At 41.3% G+C, this 16635-nt stretch carries 15 protein-coding genes and 1 pseudogene; 6 read left to right on the forward strand and 10 right to left on the reverse strand.

What is annotated here, in order from left to right; all coding sequences use genetic code 11:
* Nucleotides 1-11 precede the first annotated feature (11 nt).
* The gene (locus F885_RS11460; RefSeq protein ID WP_005315893.1) at nucleotides 12-1364 is read right to left on the reverse strand and encodes an MFS transporter; all 1353 of its coding nucleotides are present in this window, start codon (nucleotides 1362-1364) and stop codon (nucleotides 12-14) included.
* A gap of 532 nt (nucleotides 1365-1896) precedes the next feature.
* Between F885_RS11460 and F885_RS11455 the strand changes: the two genes are divergently transcribed.
* The 5 genes from F885_RS11455 to accC all read left to right on the forward strand — a co-directional run bounded on the left by F885_RS11455 (nucleotide 1897) and on the right by accC (nucleotide 6528).
* Entirely contained in the window at nucleotides 1897-2487 is a 591-nt protein-coding gene (locus F885_RS11455; RefSeq protein WP_004807526.1) for an ANTAR domain-containing response regulator, read from the forward strand.
* Nucleotides 2488-3522 carry an ABC transporter substrate-binding protein gene (locus F885_RS11450; protein ID WP_005315895.1) on the forward strand — a complete coding sequence of 345 codons (1035 nt, stop codon included), beginning with the start codon at nucleotides 2488-2490 and terminating at the stop codon, nucleotides 3520-3522.
* Between the two features lie 728 nt (nucleotides 3523-4250).
* Nucleotides 4251-4700, forward strand: a complete 450-nt coding sequence (gene aroQ / locus F885_RS11445) for a type II 3-dehydroquinate dehydratase (protein WP_005315896.1) — start codon at nucleotides 4251-4253, stop codon at nucleotides 4698-4700.
* A gap of 26 nt (nucleotides 4701-4726) precedes the next feature.
* Complete coding sequence (gene accB, locus F885_RS11440) at nucleotides 4727-5146, forward strand: acetyl-CoA carboxylase biotin carboxyl carrier protein (RefSeq protein ID WP_004807532.1); 420 nt, start codon at nucleotides 4727-4729, stop codon at nucleotides 5144-5146.
* Between the two features lie 17 nt (nucleotides 5147-5163).
* Nucleotides 5164-6528 carry an acetyl-CoA carboxylase biotin carboxylase subunit gene (accC, locus tag F885_RS11435; protein ID WP_005315898.1) on the forward strand — a complete coding sequence of 455 codons (1365 nt, stop codon included), beginning with the start codon at nucleotides 5164-5166 and terminating at the stop codon, nucleotides 6526-6528.
* Between the two features lie 50 nt (nucleotides 6529-6578).
* Here the strand turns inward: accC and F885_RS11430 are convergent, their stop codons facing one another.
* Nucleotides 6579-7058: a hypothetical protein gene (locus tag F885_RS11430; protein ID WP_004807536.1), complete on the reverse strand. Its 480-nt coding sequence runs from the start codon at nucleotides 7056-7058 to the stop codon at nucleotides 6579-6581.
* Between the two features lie 204 nt (nucleotides 7059-7262).
* On the opposite strand from F885_RS11430, the gene F885_RS11425 reads away from it, so the two are divergent.
* The gene (locus F885_RS11425; protein ID WP_005315900.1) at nucleotides 7263-8753 is read left to right on the forward strand and encodes an amidase; all 1491 of its coding nucleotides are present in this window, start codon (nucleotides 7263-7265) and stop codon (nucleotides 8751-8753) included.
* Nucleotide 8754: 1 nt separating this feature from the next.
* On the opposite strand, the gene F885_RS11420 is transcribed toward F885_RS11425, so the two are convergent.
* The 8 genes and pseudogenes from F885_RS11420 to F885_RS11390 all read right to left on the reverse strand — a co-directional run bounded on the left by F885_RS11420 (nucleotide 8755) and on the right by F885_RS11390 (nucleotide 16635).
* Nucleotides 8755-9924 carry an MFS transporter gene (locus F885_RS11420; RefSeq protein WP_032859268.1) on the reverse strand — a complete coding sequence of 390 codons (1170 nt, stop codon included), beginning with the start codon at nucleotides 9922-9924 and terminating at the stop codon, nucleotides 8755-8757.
* Nucleotides 9925-10082: 158 nt separating this feature from the next.
* On the reverse strand, nucleotides 10083-10700 hold the full coding sequence (locus F885_RS11415) for a MarC family protein (RefSeq protein WP_005203302.1): 618 nt from the start codon (nucleotides 10698-10700) through the stop codon (nucleotides 10083-10085).
* 79 nt (nucleotides 10701-10779) lie between these two features.
* Nucleotides 10780-11955: a porin family protein gene (locus tag F885_RS11410; RefSeq protein WP_005315905.1), complete on the reverse strand. Its 1176-nt coding sequence runs from the start codon at nucleotides 11953-11955 to the stop codon at nucleotides 10780-10782.
* A 167-nt stretch (nucleotides 11956-12122) separates the two neighbouring features.
* Entirely contained in the window at nucleotides 12123-12476 is a 354-nt protein-coding gene (locus F885_RS11405) for a cupin domain-containing protein (RefSeq protein ID WP_005315907.1), read from the reverse strand.
* A gap of 11 nt (nucleotides 12477-12487) precedes the next feature.
* Nucleotides 12488-13804, reverse strand: coding sequence for an NAD(P)/FAD-dependent oxidoreductase (locus F885_RS11400; RefSeq protein WP_005315911.1), 1317 nt, complete (start codon nucleotides 13802-13804; stop codon nucleotides 12488-12490).
* Between the two features lie 17 nt (nucleotides 13805-13821).
* On the reverse strand, nucleotides 13822-15027 hold the full coding sequence (locus tag F885_RS11395) for an FAD-dependent oxidoreductase (RefSeq protein ID WP_225761830.1): 1206 nt from the start codon (nucleotides 15025-15027) through the stop codon (nucleotides 13822-13824).
* Nucleotides 15016-15177: pseudogene (locus F885_RS21220) on the reverse strand (rubredoxin); the annotation flags it as partial. The gene F885_RS11395 and the pseudogene F885_RS21220, both read right to left, overlap by 12 nt.
* 27 nt (nucleotides 15178-15204) lie before the next feature.
* Nucleotides 15205-16635 (reverse strand): aldehyde dehydrogenase family protein, encoded by a 1431-nt coding sequence (locus tag F885_RS11390; RefSeq protein ID WP_005315913.1) that lies wholly within the window; start codon nucleotides 16633-16635, stop codon nucleotides 15205-15207.

Raw genomic sequence — 16635 nt, forward strand, 5'->3', positions numbered from 1 at the left:
CGAATCTTTGATTAAGCTGCGCTGCTTTGTTCTGAGCTACGTTCCAACATGGCTTGTTCAAACAGCTGTTGTTCTTTTTGTTTATGCTCTACCGAGAATCGGATCAGCATTACCGAGCTTGCAGCAATCACCACCAAGCCGCCTAAAACCATTAAACAGGTTTGAAAATCGACCATTCCTTTCAGCAAGAATCCTGCTGCCACTGCCCCGACATTGCCGCCTGCACCAATAATGCCAGCCACCCCACCGAGCGCTTCACGATCAATAAAAGGAACCAAGGCATAAGTCGCACCACATGCCATATGGGTAAACAGTGCGAAGATGGTCATACTAAGGATTGCGAGTACCGCGCTGTTCATATGCGCGAATAACATCAGGAATAAGCCTTCACCCAAGATCAACAGGAACAAGATTTTGGTACGACCATCCAAACCTTTTTTCAGCGCGACTTTGTCTGAAACAATACCGCCAAGTGCACGGGCAAACAGTGCCAGCAAACCAAAAACCCCTGCTGCCAGTCCTGCTTCTTTTAAACCAAAGTTAAAGTGCTCGACGTAATACATCGCAATGATGTTGTGCATGAAGATTTCAATGCCGAAACATGCCGCATAAGAGCAGAATAGAATCCAGACCCGATAGTTACGCGCTGCGTGCATTAGGATTGCCAAGCCACCTTTTTTGTCGCTTCCCACCACCACACCTTGCGCACGAAGCTCTTTGAAATCGCCTTGCGGGCAATCTTGAGTCAGCTTCCAATAAAGCACACCCACGATCAGCATCATCACACCCGGTACCAGCAATGCAATTCTCCAACCCATGGCTTGTTCAACACCGAACATCACTAAGGCAGACAATAGTAAAGGCATCAAGACTTGTGTCGCACCACCACCTGCATTCCCCCAACCCGCTGAAGCAGCATTTGCAGTGCCTACAACATTTGGCGCAAACATAATGCTGGTATGGTATTGAGTGATGACAAAGCTTGCGCCAATTGCACCAATCAATAGGCGGAAAAAGAGGAAGGATTCATAACTATTGGCTGCAGCAACACCAAATACAGGAATGCTGCCCAGCAATAACAAGGCAGTATACGTTTTACGTGGGCCGTATTTGTCACACAGTGGACCAACGATTAATCGAACCACAATCGTGATTGCAACAGCAGCAATATTAATATTGGCGATCTGATCTTTGGTGAGATGGAACTCGCCTGCGATCACTGGCATTAACGGTGCACAAGCAAACCAAGCAAAGAAACAAACGAAGAAAGCAAGCCAACTCATGTGGAATGCCCGCATCGCTGGTGCGGAAAAGTTAAATAACTTAATTGATGTGGCTTTTTTCGCCGATAAATCTAAAGACATTGCCATCTCCCATACTGAACGTATCATGTGTTGTTCATACAGCACGCTGTATCAACAAACCGATCAGATCGGACATCGTTGGCCGTCTTACAATTTTGCAAGTCATCTTTGACTCAAGGAATAGTTAGCAAATGCTGTGCCAAGTTCTAACCACAATCACACCAATAAAAAATTAGTTATTGTTTTATATTAATTTTATTCATTTACTCTTTATTTTTAATGAATACCAATTCGGTTGAAGAGAACAAGTTCAGTACAACGACCTGTTTTAAAGCACAATTCGCACTGCTTCAAAACAACTCTTTTTACGCACTTAAAAAGTGCAGTTTTTATTCTGGAAGATATAATTCAAATTTTTCATTTCTTCTACTTGGTCACAGCGATACAATAAAGCGCATAAACAAAACGCCCCATGGAGCGATTGCACCGAATAAGAAATCAAAATAGATTCACTGGCACTATTTTTGCTTCAAAAACAATACGCACAGCACTTTAATCTCTGTGCATAACCCCACCGTTTGACCTAAATACTATGCCGAAACTCAAGATCGCACTTATTGATGACGACCAGGCTCGGGCTGAATACATAAAAACCTGTTTGATTGAACATGACTTTGATGTAGTGGCTTGTTTTACCCTCGATCATCTCAATATTTTTAAACTCGAACATCTTCAAGCCGATGTCATTCTGCTTGATATGGATCACCCACACCGCGATGTGATCGAAAGTTGTGTCAGCAACTTTGATCTACCTACGGTACTTTTTACCAAGAACACCGATAAGGATATGATTAAACAAGCGATTGATGCAGGGATTACCGCCTATATCGTCGATGGTATAGACCCAAGCCGCTTACACACCATTTTAGATATTTCGATTGAGCAGTATAAAAAGCATAAAAAACTGGAATGTGACCTTAAAGATGCCAAGACCAAACTTGCGGACCGTAAAGATGTCGAAAAGGCCAAAGTGTTGCTCATGCAACTGCATGGCTTAACTGAAGATACCGCGTTTCAATTACTCAGAAAAAATGCCATGAGCCACCGTATGACCATTGGAGAAATGGCACGCCGTTTACTCGATGCCCAACAACTTTTAAATAATCAACTAAAGGATGAATAGATGAGCCATTTAGTCGAATTAGCAAAAGTAGAAAAAACCGAATTACAACTGGGCTATATTCCCTTACTTGATTGTGTCGCATTACTCTGGGCAAAACAGCGTGGTTTTTTTGACGAAGTCGGTTTAAATGTCAATTTAGTCAAGGAAGCTTCTTGGGCCAGTTTACGTGATCGTTTAGCTTTTGGCTTACTCGATGCAGCACATTGCCTATCTGCCATGCTCCCAGCAGCAGCGGTCGGCACAGATCAAATTGGCATTCCACTACAAACCCCTCTCGTGCTGAGTGAAAATCGAGCCTTTATTAGCTTAAGCCAAAAGCTCTGTTATGCGCTGAATATTCAGAAACAAGATACTGCGGAAAGTTCAGCCAAGAAACTGACGGATTATATCCAGCAAGATCAAAACGTCTCTTTGGCACATGTATTTCAACACTCAATTCATCACTATTGCTTAAGAGAATGGCTCGCTTTGGCCGACCCTCAACTAGCGCAAACCATTCAAATGAAAACCTTACCGCCACCTTATATGGTTGAAGCGATCAGTAACCATTTAATAGATGGTTTTTGTGTCGGAGAACCGTGGAATACTCAAGCCGAATTACAGGGTTTCAGCCAAATCGTCTGTTCGAGTCAGCACATTATCCCGAATGTTGCTGACAAAGTCTTAGCGGTCACGCAAGAATGGGCACAACAACATCCACACAGCTTAATTGCCTTGACCGGTGCTATTCTCAAAGCGCAACAAGAATTACGTCAACTCGAAGATTTTGCACCTGTATGGCAGCTTCTGATTGAGTTTGATGTGATTCAATTCCATTGCTCGCCAGACGTTCATGTTGAAAAGTACTTTACCATCCAGAATATCATTCGTAACTTTGTACAAAACAGTGCTGAGCCAAAAGCCCAAGACTTTGAATGGCTATTTCAACAAATGCATAAATGGAATGCTGTAGAACTTGAACAAGACACCTATATGATTCAAGCACAAAATTGCCTATTGCTTGAAACCTATAAAGCTGCTGCGAATCCCCCATAAAATAAAGGACAAAAAAAAGCTGTCTTTAAATATCAAGACAGCTTTTGAAAGACCCAAAAGGGATTACACCAATCACAAGTAATCCCTTAAGTAGTCACTATCATATTGAAAGCAGAGATATCTTTTTCGGACATTTTTATGTCATTAACTGCCATCTAGAATGCGAATTTTTATCATTTCTGCCAACTGATTAAGCGACAACAGTGTTCAATCTCTAATCATCTTGCATTGCAGTCATCAAGCGCTTCACAATGTCACGCAATCAACAAGTAGCATCAGAAAAGGTTCAATATTCATATTTTAGCAACTACAGGTTTACTATCCTCATAAATAATAATTTAAACACATAAAAACAATATGTTAGTATAAAACCTTCATCCTATTGGATCACATAAAAATACACTTTACCCAATTCTTTTCTAAGGATTTAAGTCGCACTAAGATACCAAAATATAAATAGCTTGACTGCTGAGTTACACAAATCCCATGAACGAAATGAGGTAATTCAGTTTAGAATGTTTAAAAATAAAATTACGCTAAATTTTGTCATATTTTAACATTGCCAATTCCTTGCAAAGTTTTCATTATATGCACCATGCTTGGCATGCAAATTTCTTCATCGATTAAAACAAATTATAAAAAAATTGCAGAATTTTGTGCCATAATAAGCAAACTTTGCAGACATCTTGCAAAAAACTTTTGCAGATTTAGAAATTGGAGCAGGCTGAATGAGCTCAACCATTTTGGTAATTCATGGACCGAATTTGAACTTGCTAGGAAAACGCGAACCAGAGGTATATGGTTATCTCACGCTAGATGATGTTAACCAGCAACTCATCGCTCAAGCCCAACATGCATCACTCACACTAGATACTTTTCAAAGCAACTGGGAAGGTGCGATTGTCGATCGTATCCATCAAGCACAAAACGAGGGTGTGAAATTTATCATTATCAACCCTGCAGCCTTGACCCATACCTCAGTTGCTTTACGCGATGCCTTACTTGGTGTTGCCATCCCATTTATTGAGGTTCATTTGTCAAATGTTCACGCCCGTGAATCATTCCGTCATCACTCATATTTATCAGATAAAGCCATTGGCGTAATTTGTGGCTTAGGTGCAAAGGGTTATTCCTTTGCTCTCGATTACGCTATCGAAAAAATTCAATCTTCTAACTAATTTAGACTTTTTAGGAATGCTCACTCATGGATATCCGTAAAATCAAGAAGCTCATCGACTTGATGATTGAATCTGACTTACAAGCGATTGAAGTTAAGGAAGGCGACCAATCCATCTCATTAACTCGCCCTACTCCTGTTTATGCCGCGGCTGCTGTAGCTGCAGCTCCAACGGTTGCTGCTCCAGCACCAGCAGCAAAAACACCACGTGGTGCAGTTGAATCATCACCTATGGTTGGTGTGTTCTATGCAGCACCAAGTCCAGGTGAAGCACCATTTGTAAATGTAGGTCAAACAGTATCTGCGGGTGAAACATTAGGGATCATTGAAGCAATGAAAATCATGAACCCAATTGAAGCAACAAAAAGCGGCGTAATTGAAGAAATTCTAGTGAAAAATGGTGAAGTGATCCAATTCGGTCAACCACTTTTCCGCTACCGTGCTTAATCAGTTTGGGGATTCCTATGTTGCAAAAAGTATTAATTGCAAACCGTGGCGAAATCGCTTTACGAATTACTCGGGCTTGTAAAACTCTTGGCATTAAAACAGTTGGTATCTATTCAGATGCCGATAAAGATTTAATGCACTTACGCTTCGTTGATGAAGCAGTGTGTATCGGACCGGGTGCAAGTAGTGAAAGCTATTTAAATATTCCTGCAATTATTACTGCTGCAGAAATCACAGGCGCGGATGCAATCCATCCTGGTTATGGTTTTTTATCCGAGAATGCGGAATTTGCTGAAATCGTTGAAAGTTCTGGCTTTATTTTCATTGGCCCTCGCCCTGAACATATTCGTCTTATGGGGAATAAAGTATCAGCGATTATTGCCATGAAAAAGTCAGGTGTACCAACGGTACCTGGCTGTGATCATGCCGTAACCATTAACAATGCACTCGCGGAAGCAAAAGAAATCGGCTTCCCATTGATCGTGAAAGCGGCTTCTGGTGGCGGCGGTCGTGGTATGCGTATCGTAGAACGTGTCGACACGCTACTTGAATCGGTTCAAGCGGCGCAACGCGATGCAGAGATGTGGTTCGGTGACGATACGGTTTATATGGAACGTTTCTTACAGAAACCTCGCCATGTCGAAGTACAGGTTCTTGGTGATGGTAATGGTCATGCGATTCACCTCTATGATCGCGACTGTTCTTTACAACGTCGTCATCAAAAAGTATTAGAAGAAGCACCGGCACCAAACCTACCTGAACAAGCACGTGCTGATATTTTAGAAGCCTGTGTGAATGCATGTAAGTTGATGCAGTATCGTGGTGCAGGTACATTTGAATTTTTATTTGAAGATGGCGAATTCTTCTTCATCGAAATGAATACTCGCGTGCAAGTTGAACATCCTGTCACTGAAATGGTGACTGGGGTTGATATCATTGAACAGCAACTTCGTATTGCAGCTGGTTTAGGTCTTGAACTTGAACAAGAGCAAATCGAAGTTAAAGGTCATGCGATTGAATGCCGTATCAATGCTGAAGATCCAACTACTTTCTTGCCTTCTCCTGGTAAAATTGAAAGTTTCTATGCACCAGGTGGTGCTGGTATCCGTTTGGATTCACACATCTATCAGGGCTATAACATCCCGCCTTACTATGACTCAATGATTGCAAAATTGATTTCTCATAGTAAAGACCGTGAAACATCGTTAGCTCGCATGCGCCAAGCATTAGATGAAATGATTTTGACAGGAATTAAAACCAATATTCCTTTGCATAAAGATTTGATCTTACAAGACAAAAATTTCTGTGAACAGGCAATGGATATTCATTATCTTGAAAAACATTTGCTAAAACAGCTTGAACCAAAAGCTGAAAAAGCCTAAATAAAAAAGCCTCTTACTCAAGAGGCTTTTTTATGTCTAACTCAATCTTATTAAGGTAAAACACGACGCAAGGTCGCAAAACATTTATCGCCTTTTTCACTGGCACAAAAATCGATAGTTGAATCATTGGCCCATTTTACAAAGTATTGGGAGACTTCACCCGTTTGATCTTGCTTTTGACCTGAACAGTCCATTTCATTATTGTCATATTTGATTTGCAGAACTAATGCGGGCAAGCGCTCTTTATGATCTTCTGATGGCTGATAATCATATAAGCCATACGACCATTCTTGACCACTTTTAATCACCACATCACTGGCACCACGGAAGTTATAGTATTCGACACACTTTTTATTGTTTGGAATTTCCATTCCCCACAGCCCCATAATCTCAGGGCGAGTTGTGACCCGAATCGCATTGGCTTTGGCTATTTGTTGAGGGGTTACTGTTGCTTTGTCATTTACGACCGTCTCTGCCATAGTCCATGTTGAGCAAGCCCATAATAATCCAATAATATAAATATTTTTCATAGATTTAATTAAGTCGTCATCTTAACGGTGCATAGGCTTAAATTAGCATATTTTTTGATAAAAGCATGCATTCATAACCATATAAACACAATATTTTTACCATGTAATTTAATTGCTTGTTTTGACACTTTTTCAGGTATGCTATTTTTCAAATTGTATTTAACTTTTTACTTTATAAAGATTTTCGCTTTAGGGATAAAAGCCATGAAATTTTCAGAATACGTACAGTACGATGGTTTAGGGTTAGCCGAGTTAGTCAAAAACAAAGAAGTTCAGCCGTCAGAGCTGCTCGAAATCGCATTAGAACGAAGCAATCAAGTCAATCCGAAACTGAATGCCATCATTATCCCAATGTATGAACAAGCCAAACAACGCGCTCAACACGCTTTATCAGGTCCATTCGCAGGTGTTCCATTTTTAGTCAAAGACCTTTTCCAAGAATATCAAGGTGTGCCAACGTCTTATGGCAGTCAAGCATTAAAGAAAATCAACTACACGCCAGACTTTAATGCAGAAATTGTCAATCGTTGGGAACAAACTGGTATTGTCACTTTTGGACGAACGAATACGCCTGAATTTGGCATTAAAGGGATTACAGAACCAGAGGCTTGGGGTTCATGCCATAATCCATGGAATTTAAAACATAATACGGGTGGCTCTTCAGGCGGTTCTGCTTCGGCCGTTGCAGCGGGGTTAGTACCGATTGCGGGTGCCGGTGATGGCGGTGGATCAATTCGTATCCCTGCTTCGTATTGCGGTCTATTTGGACTTAAACCCAGTCGTGGACGTACGCCATGGGGGCCACAATTCAGCGAAGCTATGCACGGCGCTGCCATGCAGCATGTACTCAGCAAAACTGTTCGAGATAGTGCAGCCATGCTTGATGCGGTGCAAGGCCCTGAACAAACTTCATTATTTCGAATTGAAGCCCCTAAACAAAACTACTTAGATATCATTCAACAAAGCCCAAAAAAACTCCGCATTGCGTTTAGCACCCAGTCACCGATTGGTAGCAAGATTTCTAAAGATGCAATCCAAGTGGTGCAACAAACCGCTAAACTTTTGGAATCATTGGGTCATATTGTGGTTGAAGACCGACCTAAAATTGATGGCCTCGAACTGGCAAAAGATTTTGTCACCACATGGTTCAGTCAGTTCTCCTATATGCAGGCACAAATCAAACAAATGGCAGGTGCTACCGACCGTGATTTTGAACTGGATTCGATTGCTTTAGCCGCCTTTGGTGCGAAGACTACGGCGACAGAATATATTCATACTCTCAATAATTGGGGACTGTACAGCACCCAGATGAATATTTTCTTTGAAAAATATGACTTATACCTCACCCCAACCACAGCCTCAGTCGCGCCTAAAAATGGTGAGGTTGCTACACCTGCTTGGCAGAAGCCAATCCTAAAAGGCTTGCTAAAACTAGGAAAAGCCCACTACTTGGCACAAGGTAAGTTGGTAGAGAAAATGGTACAGGACAATTTGAGTTGGGTACCTTTTACCCAGCTCGCCAATGTAACCGGTTTACCTGCCATGTCAGTCCCTTTGTATTGGAATAAATACGGTATGCCACTGGGTAGCCAGTTTATCGCGCCTTTTGGATGTGAAGACCGCTTGTTGCAACTTGCCGCTCAACTGGAACAAGCACAACCATGGTTGCCGCAATATAAACACATCCAAATCTAGTCTAAGTTTTGGCTGCTGTTTCCACTTGATTCGGCAGCCATAGCACCAGTATTAAACCCAACAAGACCACCACACTGGCACAGTAGAAAATTGTCGCACCTGAATAAGCTTGCCAATAGTGCCCTGCCAACAAACTTCCAGATGCTACCCCTAAGCCCCACATAGTGCTATACAATGCCTGTCCTCGGCCTTGCTGCTCTGGTGTAAAGTTTTGGAAAATCACTTTCATGGCAATCAGATGGAACAGGCCAAAACTAAAGGCATGCAAGCATTGAGCAAGCAACTGTCCAATATAATTGTTTTCTAAAACACCAACCAAGAACCAACGTAAACTGGTTAACACTAAGCAAATCACTACCAATGTTCGCCATGAAAAGCGAGTGAAGAATAGCTTTTGTGCCACAGCAAACATCACAATTTCAGCAATCACCCCCATCGCCCATAAGCTGCCAATTTGTGTGGCGCTAAAACCAATCTCTTTGAGGAAGTTACTATAGAAGCTATAAAACGGTGCCAATGAAAACAGCAAAATAAATTCAATACTAAAAAATGCAGCAACGATGGGCCGTTTTAAAATCGGGAGTAGCGGTTCAAGCGTTTTCTGAGAGCTTGGTGCATGTTCAGGTTCTTTAATACTAAATGACCAGAGAAAAGCCAGAAATGAAACAGAGAGCAATAAAATAGGCAGCATTGAAATCGGAATAACCTCCAACAAAGCCCCAATTACAAATACACCGACAATAAAACCAACAGATCCCCATTTACGCACTTTGCCATAGAGTTCCGCACGCTTTTCACCTAGCCAAAATAAAGTCACGCCCTCAAATTGCGCCAAGATAGCATTTTGGAAGAAGCTAAAAATCAACATCAGTAAAGCCACCGATTGGAAGCTATTCGGAATTACGAAGATGGCGAACCAGATACAAGCTTCCATCCATGTCGCAATTCGAACCAAAAGCATTCGTTTACCTGATTTATCGGCAATCAAACCCCAAATCAGCGGTGCAAAAAAACGCGTGATAATGGCAATCGAAGAAAGAATGCCGATCTCTTGATAATTGAACCCCTGATCTTGTAGATACAGGTTCCAATACGGCATGAAAGTTCCGACTATGGCATAGTAGAAGAAGTAGAAACCTGCGAGTCTGGTATTGATGGTCAGTGGTTGCATTTATCTTGGATCATTAGACCTATATAAAGAGTTCCACTCTAACAGAGTGATCAGCTAATTTATTTTTAGTATCCAATTATATATACAAATCATTGGCTTTAAATCCTCTATAAACCGATAATTAGCCTGCACTTCCAAATGCGCTTGCTGCATTTACACTAAGCAGTTTTCATCACCAATCTGGTAACCCCATTCACAATCATATCAATTGCAATTGTGCCAATAAGTAATGCCGCCAACCGGCCAACAATATCGAAATAGCGATCAATATATTTGGCATGCTTATAGCGCAAATGATCATGCGAGAGTTTCATCACAATTAATACACTACATGTTAAAAATAGCGTACATGCGATCACGATTGCTGCCTCAGCAATTGACATACTCATGCCAGTTACAACAGCAGCACTGATTGTTCCAGGCCCAATCATAAAAGGCATAGCCACTGTACCTGCTAAATGTTCTGGAGCACCTCGCATTTCACCAATCGTATCTGCCCCCTGGAAAACATAGCGATAGCCAATGACCAAAAAAATAAGGCCACCAAATATCTGGAACGATTCAAACCGTACATTTAAGTACTTACTAAAAATTGCTTCGCCTCCCCAAGCAAAAAGTAAAAACACAACATAAGCAATCAGCCCACCTTGTATCAGCGCACGATTAAATATTCTGGTCTCTGTATGTCGAATTAACCCGATCATATAGACACTCATCAGAAATGGATTCAACAATGAGAAAAATAAGAGAAATGTGCTCAAATAAGAAGAAGTCATCGCCCCACACTCCAATGCGTCTTCAATACGTTAATCAACTTTCTACAAAAGATTGAGTTCATACGTTTTTTGCAAATGATTAAAAATTATAAACAAACATGACATTCAACAACTTGTTCCATTGACCATCATCACCGCTGGCCAAAGAATTTATGCTTCCTCCAATAAATGGGTCATTTTTACTGGTGATATATTCTGAATAAAGCGAGATCTGCTTATAGTTCCAAGCTGCGCCGATGATATTACGTTGAGAGTTTTTATAATTCTGCTCATCTTTATTCAATCCACTTAAGACCACATAAGGCGTGACATTCAGGCCATTTATGACATCTTTAAAGCTATAGTTCATATCGACGGAATAAAAAGTGCCGCTATTTGCAATGTTGTAAGCAGTATCAAATGATCCAAATGTGGAGTAATTTAAAATTGGATCTTTATTGTCTATTTTGATCTGTCCTGCCGTCAGGGTTATGGCTAAGTTTTTATAATTAAGAGTATTAAATAATGACCAAGCTTTGCGATTGCCCTCTTTATGATTTTGTTGATTCTCAATGATTGAATACCAGTAACTTCCGCCAACAGCCATATCTAAGTCATCATTATTGAAAAAGCTAAGCTCTTGTTTGGCTCTCATCACGAACATATTTTTTTCTTTTAAGCTCGTCATGGTTGGATCATTTGTTTTCACTGTATTGGCAGAATAACGAGCCGTATCATTATCTGCTGTACCTGTGTAATGACCGCCATCTCTGGCAAAGTAGGCCAAATCAATCTTGGTGGCCGAAGGTAATTCAGTATGATAATTAATCCCTAGATTGAGTACATCTTGTAGCCCCATTGTATAATTGAGACCAGCATAAAAACTGCTATCCCAAAAACGGCTAGGACCAAAAGGTACAGGCTGTAAGCCAAGCGTAATGTGATCTGTACGATTTAAACGATAACCTGCATATGCAGAAACTAAAGTTGAAAAATCGCATAAATCAGACCATTGATAACAGCGCCACTGTATATTTCCAAATACATTTGGTGACTCATATCCAATATTCACAATAGCGGCATCAAACTTAATACTATTATCTGAATCAGTATTTTGACCGTAATCTTTATAGTTGTATTTAGCACGTAGTGCACCAGAAACAGTGAAGGCTCCTGTATCCATTTTTGGATCACCGAAAGTAATGCCCGCACATACAGGAAAAGCGATACCAACTGCCAACAATCCCATACTTAGCTTGATATTTATCTTATGCACTGATATCTCCTTGTATCGATATTAGAGAGAAACCCATTCCAATTTCTTTCTTGATTTTTAATAAAAGCATCTTATTCTGATCGAAAATAGTCCTTTTAAATTAAGCACTCAGGATTGATTTAAAACTTGTAATGACCTGATCTAAAAGGGTTGATATATTTTAAAATTCAAATTAAACCATGTATTTCTTTCCAATTACCGGGATGAACCACGTAACCAAATACAGCATGTCCAGCGTAAATTAGCTCGGTTCCCTCAGGTATCCACAGCATCTGCCCTGGTCGAACTTCGTACTTCTGCCCATTTGCAGTAAGTTCGAAACAGCCCTCTATGACAAAAATGACTTCGTCATAAAGTAATTTCCAACTCACTTCCGCACCTTCCCAACGTGCAAACCCAATACCCATATTTGGAGAATCATCAGCTCCTAATGCTCTGGCAACATAAGCAGTACCTTGAGGTGTTTCACCACGGAGGTTGAAAATTAATTGTTTACTATCAACTAAACGAACTTCATTCATGATCTTTTACCTTACAATTCACTACGGCTACGCCATTTTTCAAATCGAATACGCGTCTTCACACCTAGACCTAAAAACGGTTCTGGCGGATTTAAACTTGGCATACCCGTCACGTACTGGATATCACGTAGAGCCTGAGAATCAGTTCCCACAACTAGATCGGCTAATAATGTTCCCGAGATTGTGCCCCAAGCTGCTCCAACCCCATTGTCACAAGCACTTGCATAAACACCCTCTTCTAATTCACCAAAGAAATTGGTGAAATTACGAGAAATCGCGTAAACACCACCCCATGTATGTGTAAATGGCACATCAGCTAACTCTGGATAACGTGCTAAAAAGGCTTTACGATGATCAGCTTGTATCCAATGACGATTATCATCACTCACATTGGAACCATATTTCGGTACATGTTTATAAGTATTACGGATCAAGATACGACGATCTGCCGTCATACGTAATGTCGTTCCAGCATGATCTGCTGGCGTTAGCCCCCAATCCAACTCACCCAGATAAATATTCATTTCTTGGTCTGTCAATGGACGTGTCCAACTCGCAAAGGTCATGACGGGTAATAAACGATTTTTCAAATAGCCAAATTCACGTGTGAAAATACTGGTTGCTAGAAGTACTTTAGGCGTAGTGATTAGGCCATGATCACCTTCTAAAACCCATTGATTATTATTTCTTTTCAAATCACGGATTGGTGATTGCTCTAATAACTCAACATTTTCTGGTAAATGATCACCCATACCCCTTACAAGCGCCGCTGGTTGCATTAAATAAGAACCAGGAGTAAAAATTGCACGACTATAAAAATCTGTCCCGAGTACTTTTTTTAGCTCGGCCTTTTCAACCCAACGATATGGTTCACCTAAATCTTTCATCAAATGTTCAAAATGATTGAGATGAGCTTCACCTCTTTCCCCTACCGCACCTTGGTATTTACCAACTGCCGACCACTGACAATCAATGTTATGGCGCTCGACTAAACCTTGTAATTGTGCAATTGCAGATCGGTTTAAGCTTAACAACTTTTGCTTATGCGAAGGATCTGGATGTGATAATGCAAATTTATGCGGTAAATCAATCACAAACCCTGAATTACGACCAGAGGCACCTTCAGCTACACGCTGTGCATCTACTAGAATAATACGGGCGTTTGGCTTGAGTTCTGCCAATCTACGAGCTGCGGCTAATCCTGCGAAACCCGCTCCAATAATGACGTAGTCTGCTTTTTGTTGACCTATTAACTTTTTAACAGGGTCTGCTGGAGGTAATGCCGCATACCAGCCACAGGTACTATCATCATTTGGTAAAGCAATCATTTTGTTATTCCCTTAACTTAAACTGTGGTTGGACAGGAATCTAGTTTTTCAAGCCACTCAGTACGGTGATGTTGTAATTGACGTCCGAGTAAGGCGAAGCCTGTTAACTTACCTTGTTCATTGTAGAAACCAGCAGCAAACTCTCCGTCATGTTTTTCCACTTTCCACTCACCTGTTCCCATTGCAGGTAAGACTGATAACGGCAAAATTGGAGTTTTTACTAAAACTGGTGTTGATTTCAAATCCGCAGCCGTTGACTGACCTAAAAGATTATTCACTAAAGCAGGTAATGCTTGCGTGATTGGATTGATATAAGGCACCCACTGACCATTCACTTCCGCACAATCTCCCAAAGCAAAAATTGCGGGATCACTACTACGGTGATCAAGTCCAGTACAGATACCCCGTGCTGTCTCTAGACCAGCTGCTTGAGCAAGTGCAATATTAGGTCTCAGCCCTACTGCACTTAACACCAAGTCAGTTTCAACTGATTGACCATCTTGGAGTGTTAATTGGTAATGACCGTTTGCAGATTGAATAGAATGAATACTATTTTGTAATTTCCACTCTACGCCTAACTCACTTAGCGCATTTTGTAGTGTATGACCTAAAGGTTCTGGAATAAGACGTTCCATCGCCCATTTACCTAGCCCAACAACGGTAACTTTGACACCATGTGCAGCTAAATCATTGGCGAACTCACAACCAATCAGACCATCTCCAAGAATTGTGACATGTTGTTTATTTGATAATTGCTGACGGAAACGGCGATAATCTGCGAGATCATTTACGCTTATTGTTGCTGTAGAATCCCCATCAATCGGAATGACGACTGGTATTGCGCCAGTCGCAAGTACCAGTCTGCCGTAAGGATAATCACCAATTGTGGTTTGAAGCTTTTTATTAACACGATCAATGTGAGTCACTTTGGTATGAGGATAAACACGGATATTTAAGCGTTGTTCCCAACTAAGAGCGGTCTCACGGACTAAACTATCGCCATTTTTACCTAATGCCAAAGCATTCGATAAAGCAGGTTTGCTATATAAAGCCCCATCATCAGCAGTAAATACGGTAATAGACACGTCTGCAGATTGTGCACGTAAAGTCGAAGCCACTTGATAACCCGCATGGCCGCTACCAATAATCACCACAGGCTCAATCACTGTAGTTGTTGCTACTTGAGAAATTTCGTCCTCTTCCACATCCGTGATATCGAGCATTTCAAAATCAGCTTTACCAACCTGACACTCTGGACACATCCAGTCATCTGGAATATCTTCCCATTTTGTTCCTGGCGCTATCCCGTCATCAGGCCAGCCTTTCGCTTCATCATAGATCCAGCCACAGACAATACATAACCACTTTCTCATCTTGTCTATTTCCTTATTTCGTACACATTACACGCTATATTTCAAACGAATACCGATGTTACGAGTCTGAACATAACTGTAGATGGCTTCCTGCCCTTTCTCACGACCAAAACCTGATAAGCCCACCCCACCAAACGGTGTTTCAATACCACCTGCAAACCATTCGTTAATAAAGACCTGACCTGCAATAAGACGATTTGCAACTCGAAGTGTTTGATTTAGATTTTCACCAAACACACCAGCGACAAGACCGAAGTCCGTGCCATTAGCAATCGCAACGGCTTGGTCTTCATCATCAAAAGGCATGATCACCATTACAGGACCAAAAACTTCTTCCTGAGCAATCGACATATCTGCTTTTGCTTCAATAATCGTAGGTAAGACAAAATAGCCGTCTAGATCTGCAGCTTGACCACCCGTTAAGATTTTTGCACCTTCTTCACGAGCCTTATCAATCATGCTAAGAATCTGTTGCTGCTGATCTTTAGAAACAACTGGTGTAAGTTCCGCATTACTTTCACCAATGCCTATTGTTAGGTTTTCTGCCAGATGAATAACGGCTGCCTTAACTTCTTCATAGCGACTACGGTGTACTAATAATCGTGACATTGCTGAGCAGACTTGCCCTGAGTTATAAAAAATTCCGACTTTAACACTACGTAGTAACTGTTCTAGATCAACATCTGCAAAAGCGATAGCCGCTGACTTACCACCTAACTCCATTACAGAAGGTGTTGCACGTTCAGCCGCATCTTTCAAAATACGTTGGCCTGTTGCAACAGAACCCGTGAATACAATCTGATTGGTCTCTTTGTGTTTAACCAGATGGGTGCCAACTTCTGACCCTTTACCACACAATAAGTTCACTGCACCTTGGGGAAAACCAGCTTGCTCAATGGCTTTAATGAGTAAAATCATTCCTAACGGCGAAACTTCAGGTGACTTAATCACCACCGCATTGCCAGCTGCTAAAGCTGGTGCAAGTGAACGTGCACAGATCGAAACAGGAAAGTTCCAAGGTACGATCTGAACCGATACACCCATTGGAATATACGAGGTGAAATCAATATAATCTTTACCTAAAGGGACTGAGATTCCTTCAATTTTATCTGCCATACCTGCGTAGTATTCGAAATAGCGAGCAGCTTCATCAAATTCTTCACGTGCCGTATCAACATTTTTACCGTTTTCACGACATAGGATTAATGCGCCCTCGTCTGCAATTTCACGAATGGCTGCTGCTGCTTTTAACATCCAAGTTGTACGTTGTGCAGGACGTACATCAATTAGTGCACCACTGTTTACACAACCTCTAGCCGCAGCCATTGCTGCATCTGCGTCTTCGATACTTGCACGTGCTACGGTTGCAAAAACATGAGCTGTAGCAGGGTTGATCACCTCAAATTGGTGTGCAGCATCTCGCCACTGACCATTCACATAGTTCAGGTAATGTTGCAT

The sequence above is a fragment of the Acinetobacter higginsii genome (genome assembly GCF_000369845.1).
Taxonomy (GTDB): Bacteria; Pseudomonadota; Gammaproteobacteria; order Pseudomonadales; family Moraxellaceae; genus Acinetobacter; species Acinetobacter higginsii.